At 72.9% G+C, this 21,060-nt stretch carries 18 protein-coding genes, 1 pseudogene and 1 riboswitch; of the genes and pseudogenes, 12 read left to right on the forward strand and 7 right to left on the reverse strand.

Annotated features, from left to right (window positions below; all coding sequences use genetic code 11):
- Positions 1-97 precede the first annotated feature (97 nt).
- Both cbiE and cobM read left to right on the forward strand, forming a co-directional pair.
- Complete coding sequence (gene cbiE / locus OG524_RS19120) at positions 98-1,369, forward strand: precorrin-6y C5,15-methyltransferase (decarboxylating) subunit CbiE (protein WP_405811244.1); 1,272 nt, start codon at positions 98-100, stop codon at positions 1,367-1,369.
- On the forward strand, positions 1,369-2,118 hold the full coding sequence (cobM, locus tag OG524_RS19125) for a precorrin-4 C(11)-methyltransferase (protein WP_405811246.1): 750 nt from the start codon (positions 1,369-1,371) through the stop codon (positions 2,116-2,118). Before cbiE ends, cobM begins: the two co-directional genes overlap by 1 nt.
- 48 nt (positions 2,119-2,166) lie before the next feature.
- Here the strand turns inward: cobM and OG524_RS19130 are convergent, their stop codons facing one another.
- Positions 2,167-3,285, reverse strand: coding sequence for a cobalt-precorrin-5B (C(1))-methyltransferase (locus tag OG524_RS19130; protein ID WP_405389616.1), 1,119 nt, complete (start codon positions 3,283-3,285; stop codon positions 2,167-2,169).
- Positions 3,286-3,314: 29 nt separating this feature from the next.
- On the opposite strand from OG524_RS19130, the gene OG524_RS19135 reads away from it, so the two are divergent.
- Positions 3,315-4,124, forward strand: a complete 810-nt coding sequence (locus OG524_RS19135; protein WP_405393150.1) for a cobalt-precorrin-6A reductase — start codon at positions 3,315-3,317, stop codon at positions 4,122-4,124.
- Here the strand turns inward: OG524_RS19135 and OG524_RS19140 are convergent.
- Positions 4,121-4,627, reverse strand: a complete 507-nt coding sequence (locus OG524_RS19140; protein ID WP_405811248.1) for a DinB family protein — start codon at positions 4,625-4,627, stop codon at positions 4,121-4,123. The two genes, OG524_RS19135 and OG524_RS19140, sit on opposite strands and share 4 nt — an antisense overlap.
- A gap of 155 nt (positions 4,628-4,782) precedes the next feature.
- On the opposite strand from OG524_RS19140, the gene OG524_RS19145 reads away from it, so the two are divergent.
- Positions 4,783-6,318, forward strand: coding sequence for an alpha-1,2-mannosidase (locus OG524_RS19145; RefSeq protein ID WP_405811250.1), 1,536 nt, complete (start codon positions 4,783-4,785; stop codon positions 6,316-6,318).
- Positions 6,319-6,460: 142 nt separating this feature from the next.
- Here the strand turns inward: OG524_RS19145 and cobJ are convergent, their stop codons facing one another.
- From cobJ to OG524_RS19160, 3 genes are read right to left on the reverse strand one after another with little or no spacing between them, the layout of a single operon-like run.
- Positions 6,461-7,987, reverse strand: coding sequence for a precorrin-3B C(17)-methyltransferase (gene cobJ / locus OG524_RS19150; protein ID WP_405389613.1), 1,527 nt, complete (start codon positions 7,985-7,987; stop codon positions 6,461-6,463).
- A complete protein-coding gene (locus OG524_RS19155; RefSeq protein ID WP_405389612.1) occupies positions 7,984-8,610 on the reverse strand; it encodes a precorrin-8X methylmutase in 627 nt (208 codons plus the stop codon). Before OG524_RS19155 ends, cobJ begins: the two co-directional genes overlap by 4 nt.
- Positions 8,611-8,657: 47 nt before the next feature.
- Positions 8,658-9,962 carry a cobalamin biosynthesis protein CobG gene (locus tag OG524_RS19160; RefSeq protein ID WP_405393149.1) on the reverse strand — a complete coding sequence of 435 codons (1,305 nt, stop codon included), beginning with the start codon at positions 9,960-9,962 and terminating at the stop codon, positions 8,658-8,660.
- A 173-nt stretch (positions 9,963-10,135) separates the two neighbouring features.
- Positions 10,136-10,209: riboswitch (cobalamin riboswitch) on the forward strand.
- Positions 10,210-10,301: 92 nt separating this feature from the next.
- Between OG524_RS19160 and cobN the strand changes: the two genes are divergently transcribed.
- Positions 10,302-13,904, forward strand: coding sequence for a cobaltochelatase subunit CobN (gene cobN / locus OG524_RS19165; RefSeq protein WP_405811252.1), 3,603 nt, complete (start codon positions 10,302-10,304; stop codon positions 13,902-13,904).
- A 77-nt stretch (positions 13,905-13,981) separates the two neighbouring features.
- On the forward strand, positions 13,982-14,737 hold the full coding sequence (locus OG524_RS19170; RefSeq protein WP_405389610.1) for an IclR family transcriptional regulator: 756 nt from the start codon (positions 13,982-13,984) through the stop codon (positions 14,735-14,737).
- A gap of 69 nt (positions 14,738-14,806) precedes the next feature.
- On the opposite strand, the gene OG524_RS19175 is transcribed toward OG524_RS19170, so the two are convergent.
- Positions 14,807-15,835 carry an LLM class flavin-dependent oxidoreductase gene (locus OG524_RS19175; RefSeq protein ID WP_405811255.1) on the reverse strand — a complete coding sequence of 343 codons (1,029 nt, stop codon included), beginning with the start codon at positions 15,833-15,835 and terminating at the stop codon, positions 14,807-14,809.
- 139 nt (positions 15,836-15,974) lie between these two features.
- Between OG524_RS19175 and OG524_RS19180 the strand changes: the two are divergent.
- Positions 15,975-16,286, forward strand: a pseudogene (locus OG524_RS19180) (EF-hand domain-containing protein); the annotation flags it as partial.
- Positions 16,287-16,380: 94 nt separating this feature from the next.
- On the opposite strand, the gene OG524_RS19185 reads toward OG524_RS19180, so the two are convergent.
- On the reverse strand, positions 16,381-16,965 hold the full coding sequence (locus tag OG524_RS19185; RefSeq protein ID WP_405389608.1) for a TetR/AcrR family transcriptional regulator: 585 nt from the start codon (positions 16,963-16,965) through the stop codon (positions 16,381-16,383).
- 111 nt (positions 16,966-17,076) lie between these two features.
- Between OG524_RS19185 and OG524_RS19190 the strand changes: the two genes are divergently transcribed.
- The 5 genes from OG524_RS19190 (at position 17,077) to OG524_RS19210 (ending at position 21,011) form a co-directional block, all read left to right on the forward strand.
- A complete protein-coding gene (locus OG524_RS19190) occupies positions 17,077-17,253 on the forward strand; it encodes a hypothetical protein (protein ID WP_405389607.1) in 177 nt (58 codons plus the stop codon).
- Positions 17,254-17,297: 44 nt separating this feature from the next.
- Positions 17,298-17,867, forward strand: a complete 570-nt coding sequence (locus tag OG524_RS19195; protein WP_405393148.1) for a hypothetical protein — start codon at positions 17,298-17,300, stop codon at positions 17,865-17,867.
- Between the two features lie 647 nt (positions 17,868-18,514).
- Entirely contained in the window at positions 18,515-18,850 is a 336-nt protein-coding gene (locus OG524_RS19200) for an ArsR/SmtB family transcription factor (protein WP_405393147.1), read from the forward strand.
- Positions 18,847-20,598 carry a SulP family inorganic anion transporter gene (locus OG524_RS19205; protein WP_405811257.1) on the forward strand — a complete coding sequence of 584 codons (1,752 nt, stop codon included), beginning with the start codon at positions 18,847-18,849 and terminating at the stop codon, positions 20,596-20,598. Before OG524_RS19200 ends, OG524_RS19205 begins: the two co-directional genes overlap by 4 nt.
- A complete protein-coding gene (locus tag OG524_RS19210) occupies positions 20,595-21,011 on the forward strand; it encodes a pyridoxamine 5'-phosphate oxidase family protein (RefSeq protein WP_405811259.1) in 417 nt (138 codons plus the stop codon). The genes OG524_RS19205 and OG524_RS19210 overlap by 4 nt, the downstream gene beginning before the upstream one ends.
- The last annotated feature ends 49 nt before the right edge of the window (positions 21,012-21,060 follow it).

The following is a 21,060-nucleotide window of genomic DNA, read 5'->3' on the forward strand; positions in this document are numbered from 1 at the left end:
CGGAGGAACTCCTGAGATCACTCCGCCGCGCGGGCCCGGAACCACGCCCCAGTAGAGTTCGGCTGCGTCCATCCACCCAGACACCGAGGTACCGGCCGTGTCCTCCGCATCATCCGTACCCCCCGCCCTGCTGCCCGCGTCCGCCGTGAGCGTCGTGGGAATCGGCGCCGACGGATGGGCGGGCCTGCCGGACACGGCGCGCTCCGCGCTCCTGGACGCCGAGGTCCTGATCGGTGGTGAGCGCCAGCTGGACCTGCTCCCGCCCGTGTGCACAGGCCGTCGAGTGGCCTGGCCCTCCCCCCTGCGGCCCGCCGTACGCGGCCTGCTCGCCGCGCACGCGGGGAGCAGGATCGCCGTCCTGGCCAGCGGGGACCCCATGTTCTACGGCATCGGGCGGGCCCTCACCGAGGAGCTGGGGGCCGGGGTACCGCGTGTGCTGCCGCACCCGTCCTCGGTGTCGTACGCCTGCGCCCGGCTGGGCTGGCCCGTGGAGGACACCGAGACCGTCACGCTCGTCGGGCGTCCCACGGCCCGGCTGGCCGCCGCGCTGCACGACGGACGCCGGCTGCTGGTCCTGAGCGCGGACGCAGACACGCCCGCCGCGGTCGCCGCCCTGCTGCGGGAACACGGCTTCGGACCGAGCCGGATGCGGGTCCTGGAACAGCTGGGCGGCACGGCCGAGGACTGTCTGGACGGCACCGCGGACACCTGGGCGCACCCGTCCGGTGACCCGCTCAACGTCATCGCGGTGGACTGCCTGGCCACCCCGGACACCCTGCGCGTCGGCGCCGTACCGGGGCTGCCGGACGAGGCGTACGAGCACGACGGGCAGCTCACCAAGCGGCATGTGCGGGCGGCCACCCTGGGCGTGCTCGCGCCCGCGCCCGGTGAGCTCCTGTGGGACATCGGCGGCGGGTCCGGCTCGATCGCGGTGGAGTGGCTGAGGACCCATTCCTCCTGCCGTGCCGTCACGGTGGAGCGCGACCCGGAGCGTGCGCGACGCATCGCCCGCAACGCGGACCGGCTCGGCGTTCCCGCGCTGCGCGTGGTCACCGGCCGGGCGCCCGAGGCCCTGGCCGGGCTGCCCGTGCCCGACGCCGTGTTCATCGGCGGCGGGCTCACCGTCCCCGGCCTGCTCGACGCCTGCTGGGACGCCCTGCCCGCCGGCGGCCGGCTGGTCGCCAACACCGTGACGATGGAGTCCGAGGCGCTGCTCGCGGACCGCTACCGCTCCCTCGGGGGCGACCTGGTGCGGCTCTCGGTGGCCCACGCGGTGCCGGTCGGCGGCTTCACGGGGTGGCGGCAGGCCATGCCCGTCACGCAGTGGTCCGTACGCAAGGCCCTTTCGACCCCCTCAGGAGACAACTGATGACCGTGTACTTCATCGGCGCGGGCCCCGGCGCCGCCGACCTGATCACCGTGCGCGGCGCCCGTATCCTCGCCGCCAGTCCCGTATGCCTGTACGCGGGCAGTCTGGTGCCGCGCGAACTGCTCGCGGAGTGCCCGCCGGACGCCCGGCTCGTGGACACCGCGCGGCTGGACATCGACCGGATCACCACCGAGCTGGTCCGTGCGCACGAGGCCGGTCACGACGTCGCCCGGCTGCACTCGGGTGACCCCTCGGTCTTCAGCGCGGTCAACGAGCAGATGCGGCGCCTGGACGAGGCGGGCGTGCCGTACGAGGTCGTGCCGGGGGTGCCCGCCTTCGCGGCTGCTGCGGCGGCGCTGAAGCGTGAGCTGACGGTGCCGACGGTCGGGCAGACGGTGATCCTCACGCGCATCGCCCAGCGCGCGACCGCGATGCCCGAGGGCGAGGACCTGGCCACGCTGGGCCGCAGCGGCGCGCTGATCGTGCTGCACCTGGCCGCGCAGTACGTGGACCGGGTCGTCGAGGAACTGCTGCCGCACTACGGGGCGGACTGCCCGGCCGCGGTGGTGGCCATGGCCTCGCGCCCCGACGAGATCGTCCTGCGCGGAACGCTGGACTCCATCGCGGAGCAGGTGAAGGCAGCCGGGGTGGTCCGGACCGCGGTGATCATGGTGGGCCGGACGCTCGGCGCGGAACAGTTCCACGACAGCCACCTGTACTCCCCGGCCAGGGACCGCCCCACCTGCTGACCTCCGGGGCGAGGCGGACGGACGGGAGGGCCCTGCCTCGCGGCCCCGTCAGCGCACCTCGCTCCGTCCCACCACGGTCCCCGCCCGGTCGATGCAGATCACGTCCACCGCGACCGGCGCCCCGCGCAGCACCGACAGCGCCTGGTCCCGGGCCGCCACGGCCACCAGGTCGCCCAGCGGCACCCCGGCCGCCATGCACAGCTGCAGCGCCGCGAGGCCCGTGTTGGCCACCTCGATCTCGGCGGCCAGCGCCTCGCTCGCCCCGCCCTGCCGTGCCAGCCGCGCCAGGAAGGGCTTGTCGACCTGGGACCGGCCCGAGTGCAGGTCGAGGTGACCGGCGGCGAGCTTGGACAGCTTGGCGAACCCGCCGCAGACCGTCAGCCGGTCCACCGGATGACGGCGTACGTACTTCAGCACCGCACCCGCGAAGTCCCCCATGTCCAGCAGGGCGATCTCAGGCAGCCCGTACTCGGCCACCACCGTCTTCTCGGACGTCGAGCCCGTGCACCCCGCCACATGCGTGTGCCCGGCCGCCCGCGCCACGTCCACACCCCGGCGGATCGAGTCGATCCAGGCCGAGCAGGAGTACGGCACGACGACGCCGGTCGTGCCGAGGATCGAGAGCCCGCCCAGAATGCCGAGGCGGATGTTCCACGTGAAACGTGCGATCTCCTCACCGTCGTCCACCGAGATCGTGATCTCGACGTCCCCGGTGCCCCCGTGCTCCGCCGCCACCCGCGCCACGTGGTCCCGCATCATCTGGCGGGGCACGGGATTGACCGCCGGCTCCCCGACGCCGAGCGGCAGTCCCGGCAGCGTCACCGTGCCCACGCCGGGCCCGGCCCGGAACACCACCCCGGACCCCGGCGGGAGCAGCCGTACGGTGGACCGCACGAGCGCGCCGTGCGTGACGTCCGGGTCGTCGCCCGCGTCCTTGACCACGCCCGCCATGGCCGAACCCTCGGCCAGCTCCTCCACCGCGAGTGCGAAGGCGGGGGTCTGGCCCCTGGGCAGCGTGATGGTCACCGGGTCGGGGAACTCGCCGGTCAGCAGGGCGGTGTACGCGGCCGTGGTCGCGGCCGTCGCACAGGCACCGGTCGTCCATCCCGGCCGCAGACCGGTGTGCTTGAGTTGGGCGCTGCGCCCGCCCTGCGCCTCACTGCTCAAGGATGGACCGATCCCACTTGCCCATGCCCTTGCACGTACTCGTCCTCGGCGGCACGACGGAGGCCCGCCGCCTCGCGGAGTGCCTGGTGGCGGTGGACGGAATGCCCGGGGCACGGGTGACCAGCTCGCTCGCCGGCCGGGTGGCCCGCCCGAAGCTCCCGCCGGGCGAGACGCGCGTCGGCGGTTTCGGCGGAGCCGACGGCCTGGCGGAATGGCTCCGCGTACACCGAGTGGATGTGGTCATCGACGCCACCCATCCTTTCGCCGGGACGATCAGTTTCAACGCGGCCTCCGCCGCTGCCGCAGTCCATCTTCCCCTGCTGGCGCTGCGCCGTCCCGGCTGGGTGCCCTCGGACGGCGACCGATGGCACACGGCCGACTCCCTGGTGGGGGCGGCGGAGCTCCTTCCGGGGCTGGGGCGGCGCGTCTTCCTCACGACGGGGCGCATGGGCCTAGCCGCGTTCGCCGGGCTGGACGCGCTGTGGTTCCTGATGCGTTCGGTCGACGCCCCCGAGGCCCCGTACCCGGCGCGGACGGAGGTCCTGCTGGACCGGGGACCGTTCACCCTGGACGGCGAGCGGGAGCTGATCCGGCGGTACGGCATCGATGTCCTCGTGACGAAGGACAGCGGCGGCGACGCGACCGCCCCCAAGCTCACCGCCGCCCGGGAGGCGGGCATCCCGGTGGTCGTGGTCCGGCGCCCGCCGGTCCCGGACGACGTTCCGGTGGCCGGGACCCCGGAGGAGGCCGTCGCCTGGCTGCGAGGTCTCGAAGGGCAGGGTCTCCGAGGGCGGGGCGTCGAGGGGCGGGGCCTCGAAGGACCGGGGGCCGGGGTCTAGACGCCCGTGCGGCCGTCCACGCGTTCCCGTACGAGGTCGGCGTGGCCGCAGTGGCGGGCGTATTCGCCGATCATGTGCGTGTAGATCCAGCGCAGGGTGACCTGACCGCCCATGAAGGGGCTGGTGTCGTCGAGTGCGCGGGACGCGCAGTTCTTCCGGGCCCGGTCGATCTCGGCCCGCCATATGAGCAGTGCCTTCTCGTACGTGTCTCCTTCGGCCGGCTCGAATCCGCCGTCGTGGCCCCCGGGGCCGGGGGCGTGGATCGGCTTCACGTCCTCCTGGGCCAGGACCCGGCGGAACCAGGTCCGCTCGACGTCCGCGGCGTGCCGGACGAGGCCGAGCAGGGTGACCTGCGACGGCGCGGCGGCGGGCGCGGCGAGCTGGTCCTCCGTCAGGCCTTCGCACTTCTGGGCGAGCGTGGTGCGGTAGAAGTCGAGCCAGCTCTCCAGGGACGTCCGCTCATCGGCGTCCAAAGGGGGCATGGGGCGTTCGGGAGAGCTCATGTCCGCCATCGTGGCACGAGGGTCCGACAGCGGGCCGGGAGCAGGGGCCGGGCGACGGTCCGTACCCCGGGACTGTCGGTGGCCGCCGCTAGCGTGGCGGCACACCCACTCGCCGGCGCCTCGTGCCGGGCGTGACGCAGTCTCAGGAGCCACACATGCAACCGACGTTCGCCGATTTCTCCGCCATGCCGGTCAGCATGTCCAACGCCGGGATCAGATACCGCAACTGTCATGAGACGTCGTCGCACCTGGCCATGGGCGCAGACGCGAGCACCGCGCTGGACTTCGAGGTCGACGGCGACGAGAAGATCGTCGAGGTGACGCTCAAGATGACCGCGCTGGTCTCCAAGGTGGGCGGGTCCCCCGGACACGCCCCGGTCGACGTGCTGTTGAACGGGGAGGTGCTTGTCCAGGGGCTCACCGTGCCCGGTGGCGGCGACCTGCCGCAGGACAACGTGTTCGCCGTCCCCGGCGAGCTGCTGCGGCCGGGCACCAACACGCTGGAGATACGTACGGCCGCCGGGGCGCGCAGCATGTTCTGGCTGTACCGCGTCACGCTCGACTCCGTGTACGAGCGTGGCCGCTCCGAGCGTGCGATGGCGGCGGAGGCGGCCCGCGACACGGTCTTCTCGTACAGCACGCAGCGCCGCGCGCCGTTCACCTCGGCCTGGCGGCCGGGCCCCCGGCTGCTGTTCCACGTCGACCGGGGCGAGCAGTCGCTGCCCGCGCAGCTGGGGTGGCGCGGCGAGGACGGCGCGGAGTCGGCGATCAGCTTCCAGTCGAACATGTCCGACTTCCACGGGCACCACCGTGCCGCCGACGGCACGCTCGCCGAGTTCCGCGGCCGCGTCATCGGGCGCGGGGCGTTCCCGGAGGGGACCGAGGGCGTCCACACGCACCGTTTCCGCACCGAGGAGGGGTGGGGCGGCGGCTGGCACGACTCCGGCGAGCTGCGGATTCTGGTGGAGGACGGCTCCGGGCCTGTGGAGCGGGTGACCTGGCGCGACCAGCGGGGCAATTCCGGTGTGGCCGCGCTGCGCGTCGCGGCCGGCCGTACGGGCGCGGAGGACGCGCCGGACGTGACCGGGCAGGTGACGGTCGTCGAGGTGAGTGACGAGTTCGAGGAGGCCGGGGAGGTCGCGGACAACCTGCTCCGGGACTCCCGGGCGAAGTGGCTGGCCGGCGACTGCGAAGCCACGGTGGAGTTCGAGTTCGACCGGCCCACCGCCCTCAGCGGCTACACGCTGACGTCCGCCAACGACTTCCCGGACCGCGACCCCCGGGACTGGACCCTGTCGGGCTCGCAGGACGGCAGCCGCTGGACGGAGCTGGACTCCCGGAGCGGGCAGGGCTTCACCGAGCGCTTCGAGAGCAGGAGGTTCCGGATCGGCGGCGCCCGGGTGGCCTACTCCCGCTACCGCCTCGACATCACCGGCAACGGGGGCGCGGACGAGATACAGCTCTCCGGTGTGCGGTTCGCCGGAATCGCCGCGGACCACTTCAGCGGCTACTACCAGCGGTACAACGAGGGCCCCATCGGATACCGGGGCACGGCCGTCGCCACCCCGGACGACTCCGCGGAGCGCGAGCGGACGGCCCGCCTCACCGCCGAGCTGGAGCAGGCGGCCCGCAGCCTGGCCGAAGCGGCCCGGTCCGTCGGCCGGCTGGCGGAATGGGTCCGGGACCGCTGACCGGGGGCGGCCCGTCCGGGCGCGGACGGGCCGCAGGCGGTCCTGTCGTCGCCCGGCCTCCCCCGCAGGGAGGCCGGCAGACCCTCCTGCCCATCGGTCCTGATACCGCTCGGCCCACGCCGTACGCGGGCGGAGCGGTCCGTCAGGCCTCCGGGTAGCGGCGCGGTGTCCACACGATCTGCCGGCCGTCGCCCCGCCGCACCCAACGGGTCTGTGAGGAACCCACGATCAGGATCGTCCGCATGTCGACCTCGGCCGGGTCGAGATCGGCGAGCCGCACCGTTCGCACACTCTCCGCCGGACCGCCCACATCGCGTCCGAGCACCACGGGCGTGTCCGGGGAGCGGTGCTCCAGCAGCAGGTCGCGGGCCTTGCCGACCTGCCAGGTCCGGCTGCGGGAACCGGGGTTGTACAGCGCCAGCACCAGGTCGGCCGTCGCCGCGGCGCGCAGCCGCCCGGCGATGACCTCCCAGGGCTTGAGCCGGTCCGACAGCGAGAGGGTGGCGTAGTCGTGGCCCAGCGGAGCCCCCGCGGCCGCGGCCGCGGCGTTCGCCGCGGTCACCCCGGGCAGCACCCGTACCGCTATGTCCGTGTACGCGTCCTGCGAGGCCACTTCCAGCACGGCCGTCGCCATGGCGAAGACACCGGGGTCGCCCCCGGACACGACGGCCACGCGGCGTCCCCGGCGGGCAAGGTCCAGGGCGAATTCGGCGCGCTCCGACTCGACCTTGTTGTCGGAACCGTGGCGCTGCTGCCCCGGGCGGACCGGCACCCGGTCCAGATACGTGGTGTAGCCGACGAGGTCGTCGGCGGCGGCCAGCGCCCCGCGCGTCTCGGGCGTCAGCCACAGCGGTCCGGCGGGGCCGGTGCCGACGACGACGACCTCACCGGTTCCCGGGGCCGCGGACGGGGAGGGGCGGGGTGCGTCGATCCGGCTGGGCAGCACCGCCACGGCGAAGTACGGCACCGAGTCGGCGTCCGTGTCCGCCAGGTCCCCGGTGCGCTCCCCGGCCATCGTGGCCCGCTCGACGTACCGCGCCTCGGGCAGCCGCCCGGACGCCTCGAACGCCCGGCGCACCGCGGGGAACGTACGGCCGAGCTTCATCACCACCGCGGAGTCCGTGGCCGCCAGACGTGCCGTCAGCTCCTCCTCCGGCAGCGTGCCGGGCAGGATCGTCAGCACCTCCTCGCCCTCGACGAGCGGGGTGCCGAGCCGGGCGGCGGCGGCGCTGACCGATGTGACACCGGGGATGACCTCGGTCTCGTAGCGGTGCGCGAGCCGCTTGTGCATGTGCTGGTACGAGCCGTAGAAGAGCGGGTCGCCTTCGGCGAGCACGGCGACGGTGCGTCCGGCGTCGAGGTGCACGGCGAGCCGGGCCGCGGCCTCGGCGTAGAACTCGTCCAGTGCGCCCCGGTAGCCGCCGGGGTGGTCCGTGGTCTCCGTCGTGAGGGGGTAGACCAGCGCCTCCTCGATGTGGTCGGCGCGGATGTGCTGCGCCGCGATCGAGCGGGCGATGGAGCGGCCGTGGCGGGCGGAGTGGTATGCGACGACATCGGCCTCGGCGATGACCTGTACGGCCCGCACGGTCATCAGGGCCGGGTCGCCGGGGCCGAGCCCGACGCCGTACAGCCGCCCGGCGCCTGTGGTGGTCTGCTGGCTCACGCTCACTCCTCCTCGCTGGCGATGGCGTTGAGGGCGGCGGCCGCCAGGGCGCTGCCGCCGCGCCGGCCGCGCACGATCAGGTGCTCCAGGCCGGACGGGTGGACGGCCAGGGCCTCCTTGGACTCGGCGGCCCCGATGAAGCCGACCGGCACACCGATGACGGCGGCCGGGCGGGGAGCGCCCTCCTCGATCATCTCCAGCAGCCGGAAGAGCGCGGTGGGCGCGTTGCCGACGGCGACGACGGCCCCCTCCATCCGGTCGCGCCACAGCTCCAGGGCGGCGGCGCTGCGGGTGGTGCCGAGCTTCGCGGCCAGCCCGGGGACGGCCGGGTCGGACAGGGTGCAGATCACCTCGTTGTCCGCGGGCAGGCGCTTGCGGGTGACACCGCTGGCGACCATGGCCACGTCGCACAGGATCGGCGCACCGGAGCGCAGCGCGGCGCGGGCGTCGGCCACGGCGTTCGGCGAGAAGGCGAGATCGGTGACGAGATCGACCATGCCGCAGGCGTGGATCATGCGGACGGCGACCTGGCTCACGTCGGCGGGCAGCCCGGCCAGATCCGCCTCCGCGCGGATGGTGGCGAAGGACTGGCGGTAGATCGCCGGTCCGTCCTTCTCGTACTGATGCACAGTGCTGTCGCTTTCTTTCTTCAAGGGGTGCTGCGGGTAAGGGGTGTTCAGGGGGTACGGGCGTCCCGTGCCGCCGCCACCGCGGCGGCCAGCGCGAGCGGGTCGTCCCGGACCACCGCCGCGGCGGTGGTCCGGTCCCCCCGTACGTGGGAGATCCGGTGTCCTTCGGGGGTGGCGACCACGTCGATCCACTCGCCGTGCGGATGGCCGCACCGGCGTTCGCACCCTGACCAGTACACAGGGAGCCGTCCGGCCGGTCCGACGGCGGCCCCTGCCTGGGCCCGCACGTCGGCCAGCGACTTCGCACAGCCGGGCTGCCCGATGCACGCGCCGACGCCGGCCCACGGGGAGCCGTGACCGACGATCAGGCCGGCCTCGGAGAGGCTGTGAAGCAGGCCGTCCACACGGTCGGGTGCGACGCGGGTGACGACGGCGCCGCGCCACGGGGTGAGGCGCAGTTCGCCGGAGCCCGACAGGAGCCGCCACTGCTCCCGGTCCAGCCGTCCCAGCGGTACGCCGGCACAGAGCGCGACGTCACGGCGGCCGCCCCGTACGGGGCCGGGGGCCGGGGGACGGGCTTCGGACGGGCGGGGGTGCGAGCCGGGGGCGACGGGGATTCCGGCGTTCCGCAGGCGCCGGGCGACGTCGCCGGGCAGGGTGGCCGCCGCGTCGGCGGTCAGGTCCTTCACCCGCCAGGCGCCGGATTCGCGGACCGCGTCCAGGAAGGCCTCGGCGGCGAGGAGAGCGGCGCGCGGCCCGTCGGCGGCCGGGACGAGGAGGACGGCGTCGGTGTTTCCGACGCGCAGCATCGCGTCTCCGTCGGCGCGGGCCAGCAGGGTGAGGTCCGCGCCGAGGGCGTCCACATCGCCGCGTCCGTCGTCGAGCGCGAACAGGAAGCGGCCGGAGAGCGCGGTGGCGCGGTCGCTGCCGCAGACGAGACGGTCCAGTTCGGTCAGCCAGGGTCCGATGTCCGCGGACCCGAGGGAGTCGAGACCCGAGAGGGGGGAGGCGACGACGTTGCGCACCCGCTCATGACGTTCGGAGGGCAGCAGGCCCGCCCCGCTCAGCAGCCGGGCCAGCTCCGTACCGCAGTCCGGGGCGAGGCCGCGCAGCTGCACGTTGCCGCGCGAGGTGAGATGCAACTCACCGTCGCCCAGCCGCAGGGCGGCCTCCAGGAGGGCGTCCGCCCGAGCCGCAGTCAGCACCCCGCCGGGTATGCGGACCCGTGCCAGCGCACCGTCGTCCGCCCGGTGCAGGCGCAGTGTCCCGGGGCAGGCGTCACCACTGCTCCGTGCACACGTATCGCCCGGAGACCGGGGCGAAATGGGGGATGCGGACATGGCGGCGAGCATACCCACCGTGACCATCGCGCAGCCCTGCGGTCACTGTGAGCTGCAGGACATCCGGTAACTCCGCAGGAGGAGGGCCGGGTTTCGCCGGGGCCGTCTGGTCACCCCCACCCACCTGCGGCCTACTATGCCTAGCGGCGGTCCGTTCGGCCCGCCATCGCCAGACGGCGACATGGGAGGAAGCCCGGTGAGATTCCGGCGCGGTCCCGCCACTGTGAGCCCGGTCCACGACCGGGCGAGTCAGGAACTCCTTTCCCCAGGCTCTCGGCTCCGCTCGAGCAGGGGGTACCCCATTCCGACACTGCCCGGGGCGTGGACACCCCGAGGAAGGCCTGACGCCGCATGATCCTGCTCCTGTCGACGTCCGACACCGACCTGCTCAGCGCCCGCGCCTCCGGCGGCCCGGTCGGCTTCCGCTACGCGAACCCGTCCCGGCTCTCCGTCGAGGACCTGCCGCAGCTCCTGGACGGCACCGACCTCGTCGTCGTACGCCTCCTCGGTGGTGTCCGTGCCTGGCAGGAAGGGCTGGACCAGGTGCTGGCGACCGGCCGCCCGGTCGTCGTCCTCACCGGTGAACAGGCCCCCGACGCCCAGCTGATGGCCGCGTCCACCGTCCCCATCGGCATCGCCGCCGAGGCGCACGCCTACCTCGCGCACGGCGGCCCCGCCAACCTGGAACAGCTGGCCCGCTTCCTCTCCGACACGGTGCTGCTCACCGGCCACGGCTTCGACCCGCCCGCCCCGGCCCCCGCGTGGGGCCCGTTGGAGCGGACGGCCCGTGAAGGTGTCACCGGGCCCACCATCGCGGTGCTCTACTACCGCGCCCACCACATGAGCGGGAACACCGCGTTCATCGAAGCGCTCTGCACGGCCGTGGAGGACGCGGGTGCCCGCCCCCTCCCGCTGTACGTCGCCTCGCTCCGTACGCCCGAGCCCGAACTCATCGACGAACTCCGGGCCGCCGACGCCATCGTGACGACCGTCCTCGCCGCGGGCGGCACCAGGCCGGCCACCGCGTCCGCCGGCGGCGACGACGAGTCCTGGGACGCGGGCGCCCTCACCGGCCTCGACGTACCGGTGCTCCAGGCGCTCTGCCTCACCAGCCCCCGCGCGGCCTGGGAGGAGAACGACGAGGGCGTCTCCCCGCTGGACGCCGCCACCCAGATCGCGGTGCCGGAGTTCGACGGGCGCCTGATCACGGTGCCGTTCTCCTTCAAGGAGATCGACGCGGACGGCCTGCCCGCCTACGTCGCCGACGCCGAACGCGCGGCCCGGGTCGCCGGAATCGCCGTACGCCACGCCCGGCTCCGGCACATCCCGGCCGCCGAGAAGCGGATCGCGCTCGTCCTGTCCGCGTACCCGACCAAGCACTCCCGCATCGGCAACGCGGTCGGCCTCGACACCCCCGCCAGCGCCGTCGCCCTGCTGCGCAGGCTCCGGGCCGAGGGCTACGACTTCGGGCCCGAGGAGGAGATCCCGGGCCTGGTCTCCGGCGACGGCGACGAGCTGATCTACGCGCTGATCGAGGCCGGCGGCCACGACCAGGAGTGGCTCACCGAGGAGCAGCTGGCCCGCAACCCGGTCCGGATCCCCGCCGCCGACTACCGCCGCTGGTTCGCCACGCTGCCCGCCGAACTCCGCGAGGCCGTCGAGCGGCACTGGGGCCCGGCCCCCGGCGAGATGTTCCTCGACCGGTCCCGCAACCCCGAGGGCGACATCGTGCTCGCGGCCCTGCGGCGCGGCAATCTGCTGATCCTCATCCAGCCGCCGCGCGGCTTCGGTGAGAACCCGATCGCGATCTACCACGACCCGGACCTGCCGCCCTCGCACCACTACCTGGCCGCCTACCGCTGGATCGCCGCGTCCGCGGACGACAACGGTTTCGGCGCCGACGCGATGATCCACCTCGGCAAGCACGGCAACCTGGAGTGGCTGCCCGGAAAGAACGCCGGCCTGTCCGCCGCCTGCGGCCCCGACGCCGCACTCGGCGATCTGCCGCTCGTCTACCCGTTCCTGGTGAACGACCCGGGCGAGGGCACCCAGGCCAAGCGCCGGGTGCACGCCACCCTGGTCGACCACCTCGTACCGCCGATGGCACGCGCCGACAGCTACGGCGACATCGCCCGCCTCGAACAGCTCCTGGACGAGCACGCCCAGATCGCCGCGATGGACCCGGCGAAGCTTCCGGCCGTCCGCGCCCAGATCTGGACGCTGATCCAGGCCGCCAAGCTCGACCACGACCTGGGGCTTCAGGACCGGCCCGAGGACGAGGGCTTCGACGAGTTCATCATGCATCTCGACGGCTGGCTCTGTGAGATCAAGGACGTCCAGATCCGCGACGGACTGCACGTCCTGGGCGGCGCCCCGGCCGGCAAGGACCGCGTCAACCTGGTCCTCGCCATCCTGCGCGCCCGCCAGATCTGGGGCGGTACGACCTCGCTGCCCGGTCTGCGCGAGGCGCTCGGCCTCGACGAGTCCGCGGCCACCCGCACCGCCGCCGACGAGACCGAGGAGCGGGCCCGCGCGCTCGTCCAGGCGATGGAGGACGCGGACTGGGATCCGGCCGCCGTCGCCGGGGTGGCCGCCGGGCACCCGCAGGCCGTCGCCGACATCCTCGACTTCGCCGCCCGCGAGGTCGTGCCCCGCCTCGCCGCGACGACCGACGAGCTCGACCACACCGTCCACGCCCTGAACGGCGGCTTCGTCCCCGCCGGCCCGTCCGGTTCCCCGTTGCGCGGCCTGGTGAACGTCCTGCCGACCGGCCGGAACTTCTACTCCGTCGACCCGAAGGCCGTCCCGTCCCGCCTCGCCTGGGAGACCGGCCAGGCCCTCGCGGACTCGCTCCTGGAGCGCTACCGCGCCGACAACGGCGACTGGCCCACTTCCGTCGGCCTGTCCCTGTGGGGCACCAGCGCGATGCGCACGGCGGGCGACGACATCGCCGAGGCGTTCGCCCTGCTCGGCGTCCGCCCCGTCTGGGACGACGCCTCGCGCCGTGTCACGGGCCTGGAGGCGATCCCGTACGAGGAGCTGGGACGCCCCCGTATCGACGTCACGCTGCGGATCTCCGGCTTCTTCCGGGACGCCTTCCCGCACACCATCGGCCTCCTCGACGACGCCGTACGCCTGGCCGCCTCCCTCGACGAGCCCGCCGAGCGGAACTTCGTACGCGCCCACACCCAGGCCGACCTGGCCGAACACGGTGACGAGCGGCGTGCCACCACCCGCATCTTCGGCTCCCGGCCGGGGACGTACGGTGCCGGGCTGCTCCAGCTCATCGACTCCCGCGACTGGCGCACCGACGCCGACCTCGCCGAGGTCTACACGGTGTGGGGCGGCTACGCCTACGGCCGTGAGCTCGACGGGCGCCCGGCCCGGGACGAGATGGAGACCGCGTACAAGCGCATCGCGGTCGCGGCGAAGAACACCGACACCCGTGAGCACGACATCGCGGACTCGGACGACTACTTCCAGTACCACGGCGGCATGGTCGCGACCGTACGCGCGCTGAAGGGCACCGCCCCCGAGGCGTACATCGGCGACTCGACACGCCCCGAGACGGTCCGCACCCGCACCCTGGTCGAGGAGACGTCCCGGGTGTTCCGCGCCCGGGTGGTCAACCCGAAGTGGATCGAGGCGATGCGCCGCCACGGCTACAAGGGCGCCTTCGAGCTCGCCGCGACCGTCGACTACCTGTTCGGGTACGACGCGACGACGGGCGTGGTCGCGGACTGGATGTACGACAAACTCACCGAGACGTACGTCCTGGACCCGACGAACCGCGAGTTCCTCCAGCAGGCCAACCCCTGGGCGCTCCACGGCATCGCGGAACGCCTCCTGGAGGCCGAGTCCCGCGGGATGTGGGCGAAGCCCGACCCTGCGGTGATCGAGGCGCTGCGCCAGGTCTTCCTGGAGACGGAAGGCGATCTGGAGGGCGAGGACTGAGCCCGGCGCCGGGACTTCCGGTAAAGGGCGGAACCGGGAGGTTTGCCGCCCTGCGGTGTCGGGTGCAAGCTGGGAGGATGGGTGATCAGACCGGTCCCACGCTCTCGTCCGTCCAGCAGGCCTTCCGCCTGATGGAGGCGGCGGGGGCGCACGAGGGCGGTGCGCCCGCGCAGCAGCTGGCGCGGGAGGCAGGACTCGCGTCGGAAACCGCCCAGCACCTCCTGGGCACGCTCACCGAGGACGGCTACCTGCGAAGACTCGAGGACGGCGGGTACGTCCTGGGCGACAAGCTCCACGCTTTGCACAACCGCAGCCCGGGGCACGGGCTGCTCGACCGGGTGCGCCCCGTCCTGGCCTCCCTGCGGGACGAGGTGGCGTCCGCCGCGTACCTGACCTTCTACGAGGAGGGCGAGATCCGCATCGCGGAGATCGTCGACAGCCCGGAGGCGCCGCGGGTCGGTTTCTGGGCGGGATTCGAGGACGCCGGACACGCCACGGCGCTGGGCAAGTGCGTGCTGCGCGAACTGGACGGGGAGGCGCGTGCCGACTACCTCTCCCGGCACACGCTCCCCGATCTGACCCCCCGCACCATCACGCACCGCGAGGACCTGATCCGGCAGCTCGAATCGGCGCCGCACGCGCCGGTCGTCATGGACCGGGGGGAGTACTCGCTGGGCACGGTCTGTGTGGCGGTGCCCGTGTACAGCGGCTCGGGGGTGGGCTCGCTCGGGGTCTCCTTCCGGTCGGACCGGATGTACCGGACCGGCGACCTCCACCGACGGGTGCAGGCCGCGGCGGACCGCGTGACCAGGGGACTCTCGCTCACGGACTGAAAGCCGGTGGCCCGCCCCTCTCGCGGGGAGCGGTCCACCGTGGTGGACAAGGGAGCTGCCCCGAAGGGCTCACGTGGCCTGTTCGGCGGTCGAGGGCCGACCGAGGGCCGGGGCGAGCACCGTGGCGATGTCGGTGAGGATCTGGACGTAGTCCTCGTGGTCGAAGCTGAACGGCAGCGCGAACGCGACCTCGTCCACCTCCCGGAACGCGACATGGGCGGACAGCCGTTCGGCGATCTCGGCGGAACTGCCGACGAGATCGGGCGCGAACATCATGCGGGCAGGCCCCTGCGGCGAGGCGGTACGCGGCAGCCGTGCGCGGGCGTACTCCTCGTACTTCGCACGCTGCGCGGCCGTCGCGGAGTCGGTCGGGATGACGACCAGCCCGTGCGAGACCCGGGCCCGCTCACCTTCGGGGTGGTGCTCACGGAAGGTCCGGATGTGCGAGAGCTGGATCTCGGCGAAGTCCTCCGACTCCTCCGCCTTCACCACGCTGCTGGTCAGGAGGTTCATGCCCTGCTCACCCGCCCAGCGTGCCGACCGCAGGCTCGCGCCGCCGTACCACATGCGGTCGGCCAGGCCGGCGGCGTGCGGCTGGACACGGTCGGAGAAGGCCTCGAAGCCCTCCGTGCTGAAGTCCGTGGCCCGTTCCCCGCGCACGAACCTCATGAGCCGCCGTACCCGCTCGTAGCTGAAGTCCTCCACGTCGGCCGTGTCGGGATGGAGCGCCTCCTTCACCCGGTCGTAGTGCATCGGCGGCCCGACGCTGACCCCCGGGTTGAGCCGGCCACCGGACAGGATGTCGAGGGTCGCCAGATCCTCGGCCAGCCGCAGCGGGTTCTCCCAGCCCAGCGGGATCACCGCGGTGCCCAGCTGAATGCGGCTGGTGCGCTGGGACGCCGCGGCCAGCAGGACGAGCGGCGAGGAGATGCCGTACTGCAGATGCCGGTGCCGCACCCACGCGCTGTCGAAGCCCAGCCGCTCACCCAGCTCGATGATCGAGAGCGTCGACTCGTGCCCCCGGCGCGGGTCGGCCTCCTCGAACAGCCCAATGGTCAGGAAGCCCAGCTTCCGCAACGGCCTCGGGGTCGGTGGCACAGGGCTCCTCCGTCGTCCGGGGCATGCCTCCCGCACGCCTGTTCCGATTCTCGCAGGGGCCGGCCGCAACTGCCGTGGTGCCGAACGGGTCCCGGCGAAGGGGGAGGAGCCGCCGCCGCACCGGAACTTCTCACCCCGCTTCCCCGCGTGGTGGAGGGAACTCCAGGCGGCTCTGGGCAGCGACGCCGACGGCCGGGTGAGCGAGGAGGAGTACGCGGCCGCGGCCCCGTCCCTGGCAGGACCGGCGCTGATCCGCGTCGCCGAGGTCCTCTTCGGGGTCACCGACGCGGACGGGGACCGGTTCATCGACGCCGAGGAATACCGGGTCCTGTCCCGGAGAGGCTTCGGACGATCCGTCGTGGACGCCGAAGGGCGCTACTCCCGGAGCACGTTCGTGCGGGACTTCCTTTCCTTCATGTCAGGCCGTCGGCGCTCGACCCTCTGCTCTCCGACGTGTAGGACACCGGACCACCCGACGCGGCGGCAACCGGGCCGGCCCGGCGTTCCCGGCTGGCCGCCTCGACCAGTGACACGGTGGCAGCCGCTCAGGCGCCGCGTGCCCGCAGGATTCCTTCGACGCCCAGGAGGAACGTCTCGGAGATCATTTCCGGGTCGAAGAGACAGCCGGCTGCCATGGCGCCGTCGCGGAGCATGACGAGGTGCCGGCCGGCTTCGTCGGCGGGATCGTCTCCGACCTGCGCCAGCAACCCGGTGACGGTCTCCAGGAACCACCGGCGGTGAGCCAGGACGGCCTGGTGGACGGGGTGGGCGGGGTCGGGATATTCGGCTACCGCGTTGAGGAAGGCGCAGCCACGGAACCCGGGGCTCTGGATGCCTTCGGTGATGAACCGGCCGAGCGCCCGGACCGCGTCGGCCGCCGACCGCTCGCCTGTCGGAGCTGCCTCGGCCCCCGCCCGGATTCCCCGGTCGGCCTGGTCGAGGTAGGCGAGGACGAGATCTTCCTTGCCGGTGAAGTGCCGGTACAGCGTGGCGCGGGTGACCTGCGCCTCCGCGACGATCCGGTCGACGCCGACGGAGTGGATGCCCTCCGCGTAGAAGATTCTGGTGGCCGTGCCGAGCAACCGCGCTCGCGCCGCCGACGTGCTGCCGCCTCCTGTGCCCTCACTCATGCGGTCAGAGTACTCCACGCATGAGGGAGAACGTTCGGTCTTGACAAGTGGGTAGCCGCCCCCTTGAATACGACGAGACCGAACGTTCTCCCTCAGGGTGATGGTGTCTTCATGGCTCTCCGCCGCAACCTTCTCGCCGCAGGCGCGGCCCCGACGGCCGGCGCCGGTTTCGTGGCCGCCCGGGCCGGCGCACACGCGAAGCAGGCCGACGCCCCCCATGCCGTGATGACCGGCCGCCCGGGCACGGTCACGTCTCTGACCGAAGAAGCGGACAGGGGCACCCGATGAACGAGCCGACTGCCACCAACACGTACGAACCGAAAGGCACTTCCGTGGACACACGCGTCGGAACCACTCCCGCTCCCACGCCCACCGGCGTTCCCGCAGCCCTGCGCAAGCTGTACTTCCTGCGCTTCGCGTTCGCCGTCGTGTGGGCCGCCTCGCTGTTTGCGACCGCCGATTCGCTGGGCGCGCTCACTGCCACGCTGCTGGTGGTCTACCCGCTGTTCGACGTGGCCTGCGCGGTCGTCGACATCAGGTCCGCCCGGAAGGGCGGCCAGCCGGTGCGCGGCCTGTACGTGAACATCGCTCTCAGCGCCCTCACCGGCATCGGCCTCGCCGTCGCCGCCACCTCCGGCATCCCGGCCGTCCTGCGGGTCTGGGGCGTCTGGGCGGTCACCGCGGGCGTCGTCCAGCTCGTCGTCGGCGTCGGACGACGTCAACTCGGCGGCCAGTGGGCGATGATCGCCAGCGGCGCCATCTCCACCCTCGCCGGCGCCTCGTTCTTCGCGGAGGCGGGCAAGGACGGCGCATCCCTGAAGAACCTGGCCGGCTACGCCTTCCTCGGCGGCGTCTTCTTCCTCGTCTCCGCCCTCCGCCTGGGACGCGCCCGCAAGGCGTGACGCCTCAGGAAACCCTCCGCTGTGGAGTCACCGCTGAGAAGGTCACCCCGGTGAGCTCCTCGGATGCGGTCCACAGGCGCTGCTGGACGGCCTGGCCGTGGGAGTCGGGACCGGAGGTGACCAGCTTCCGGCCTTGGTGCTTCGCGCGGCGAGAGGTGCCGACGACGGCGAGGTTCCGGCATGCCGTTCCGCCCTTGGTCCGTGCACCACACCTGGGCTGAGATGCCACCTCCGGACCTCCGCCGGCTTCCACGTAGCGCTCTCCCCGGGGAGGCGCACGAGAGAGGTGCGGAAGCACGCTCCGCGCCACCACGGAAGGGGGGAACCGGAAGCTGTGGCCGACAGGTGGCCATTCGTGGTCAACCTGCCGCTTGCCGTGCATGAAGGATCGCCTGGGCTCTCGGTCCGCCGCCCCGGTCGGAGGCCGGAGTTTCGGTATGCCCGGTCTCCTCAGGTACGGCACGCTGCGTGGCGCCGCACCGGTGGTTCCCTCCCGCATGGCCGAGCTCGCACAGTGAATACATGAATCTGTGAATTGCGAAATTTGGCAATTCACTACATGCTGTGGTGGCTGTGTCGGCAGGTATCCGTGGGCACAGCGCCGAGCGAAGCCCCGGGCCGTCGGGGTGGTGAAGGGGGCCATGACCGTGGCGATTCCGCTGTATCAGGCCAAGGCCGAGTTCTTCCGGATGCTCGGGCACCCTGTCCGCATACGGGTTCTGGAGCTGTTGCAGGAAGGTCCCATGCCGGTCCGTGACCTGCTGGCGGCGATCGAGGTGGAGCCGTCGGCGCTGTCCCAGCAACTGGCGGTGCTGCGCCGCTCCGGCATCGTCTCCTCCGCGCGGGTGGGCTCGACGGTGGTGTACGAGCTGGCGGGCGGGGACGTGGCGGAGCTGATGCGGGCGGCGCGGCGGATCCTGACCGAGATGCTGGCCGGGCAGAACGAACTTCTCGTGGAGCTACGGGAAGCCGAGGCGCGATGAGCGGGTCGTTCACCCGGTCGTGGGACCGGGTCCGGTCCCTGCTGCCCGCCCGCGCGGACTTCGCCGTCATGGCCCGCAATCCGCGCCGCGACCTGCTCGCCGGCCTCACTGTGGCGATCGTGGCGTTGCCGCTCGCGCTCGGGTTCGGGGTCTCCTCCGGCCTGGGCGCCGAGGCCGGACTGGCCACCGCCGTCGTCGCGGGTGCGCTCGCGGCCCTGTTCGGCGGCTCCAACCTCCAGGTATCCGGGCCCACCGGTGCCATGACAGTGGTGCTGGTGCCGATCGTTGCCCGGTACGGGCCGGGCGGGGTGCTGACGGTCGGCCTGATGGCCGGCGTGCTGCTGATCGCACTGGCCCTGCTGAAGGCCGGCCGGTACATGCGGTACATCCCGGCGCCGGTGGTGGAGGGTTTCACCCTCGGTATCGCGTGCGTGATCGGCCTGCAGCAGGTCCCGAACGCCCTCGGGGCCGCCGCTCCCGACGGCGACACGGTCCTGGTGGTGACCTGGCGGGCCGTGGAGGAGTTCGTACGCACCCCGAACTGGACCGCGGCCGGCCTGGCCCTCGCTGTGGCGGCCGTGATGCTGCTCGGCGCCCGTTGGCGGCCCACGATCCCGTTCTCGATCGTGGGCGTCGTCGCCGCGACGTCGGCCGCCCAGCTCTTCCACCTGGACGCGGCGGCCCCGATCGGCGACCTGCCGTCCGGGCTCCCCGCGCCGTCGCTCTCCTTCCTCGACCTGTCCGCACTGGGCTCGCTGCTCGCCCCGGCCGTGGCGGTCGCCGCGCTCGCAGCGCTGGAGTCACTGCTGTCCGCCACGGTCGCCGACGGCATGACGGTGGGCCAGAAGCACGACCCGGACAAGGAACTCTTCGGGCAGGGCATCGCGAACCTGGCCGCCCCGTTGTTCGGCGGCGTGCCCGCCACCGCGGCGATCGCCCGTACCGCCGTCAACGTCCGTAGCGGTGCCGGCTCCCGCCTTGCCGCACTGACCCATGCCGCCGTCCTCGCGGTGATCGTGTTCGCCGCCGCCCCGCTCGTCTCCAAGATCCCGCTGGCCGCGCTCGCCGGGGTACTACTGGCCACCGCGATCCGCATGGTCGAGGTCGGCGCACTGCGGGCGATGGTCCGGGCGACCCGCTCGGACGCGATCGTTCTGGTGCTGACCGCCGTGGCCACACTTGCCCTCGACCTCGTCTACGCGGTCGTCATCGGCCTGGTCGTCGCGGGCGCCCTGGCGCTGAGGGCGGTCGCCAATCATGCCCGGATGGACCAGGTCGACTTCACGGCCGATCTGCCGGGCGAGCACAGCGAGGAAGAACACGCGCTGCTGGCCGAGCACATCGTCGCCTACCGCATCGACGGGCCGGTGTTCTTCGCCGGTGCCCACCGCTTCCTCCTGGAGCTCTCCGAGGTCGCCGACGTCCGCGTGGTGATTCTGCGGATGTCACGGATCACGACGATGGACGCCACCGGGGCCCTGGTCCTCAAGGACGCCGTGGAGAAGCTGAACCGGCGCGGCATCGCCGTACTGGCCTCCGGGATCCGTCCCGGCCAGCGACGTGCCCTCGCATCGGTCGGTGCGCTGGACCTGCTGCGCCTGGAGGGCCGCGAGTACGCCACCACACCGGAGGCGATCGCCGGGGCCCGCGCCCACCTGCACCGGGCCGGGCTGCTGCCCGCCGCATCTGCCACCGCATCTGCCGCCGCTCCCGTCACCGCTCCCGTCACCGAAGAGGCTCCCCGATGACCACGCCCGTCTCCCGCCGCATGATCGAGCTGCCCGGTACCGAGGCGCTGTGGCTGCTCGAAAGCGCGGCCCAGGGACAGCTGGTGTACGTCCGGGACGAGGTCCCCGTGCTCCGCCCGGCCGTCCACGTACTCGAGTACGGGTGTCTGATCGTCCGCACACCCGCCCAGGAAGCGGCCCTGGCCTCCCGTTCGTCACTCACGTATCACGCACAGGAGATCAAGGTGGCGGGAGGCGTCGGCTGGACGGTGACCGTGACCGGCCCGGCCGAGGTGGTCACCGATCCGGACGAGGCGGGCCACTACCGCCGTACCCTGCACGGCTGGGCGCACGGGCCGCACGACACCCTGGTACGCATCCGCCCGCAGGTTGTCGCGGGGTTCCGCCTGGTCCACGCCGAGGCCGCCCGGTGAGCAGTCGACTCGAAGCCCTCCCCCTGAGGCATGTACTCACTCTGCCCGC

Origin of the sequence: Streptomyces sp. NBC_01520 (assembly GCF_045040375.1) — a bacterium.
Classification (GTDB): Bacteria; Actinomycetota; Actinomycetes; order Streptomycetales; family Streptomycetaceae; genus Streptomyces.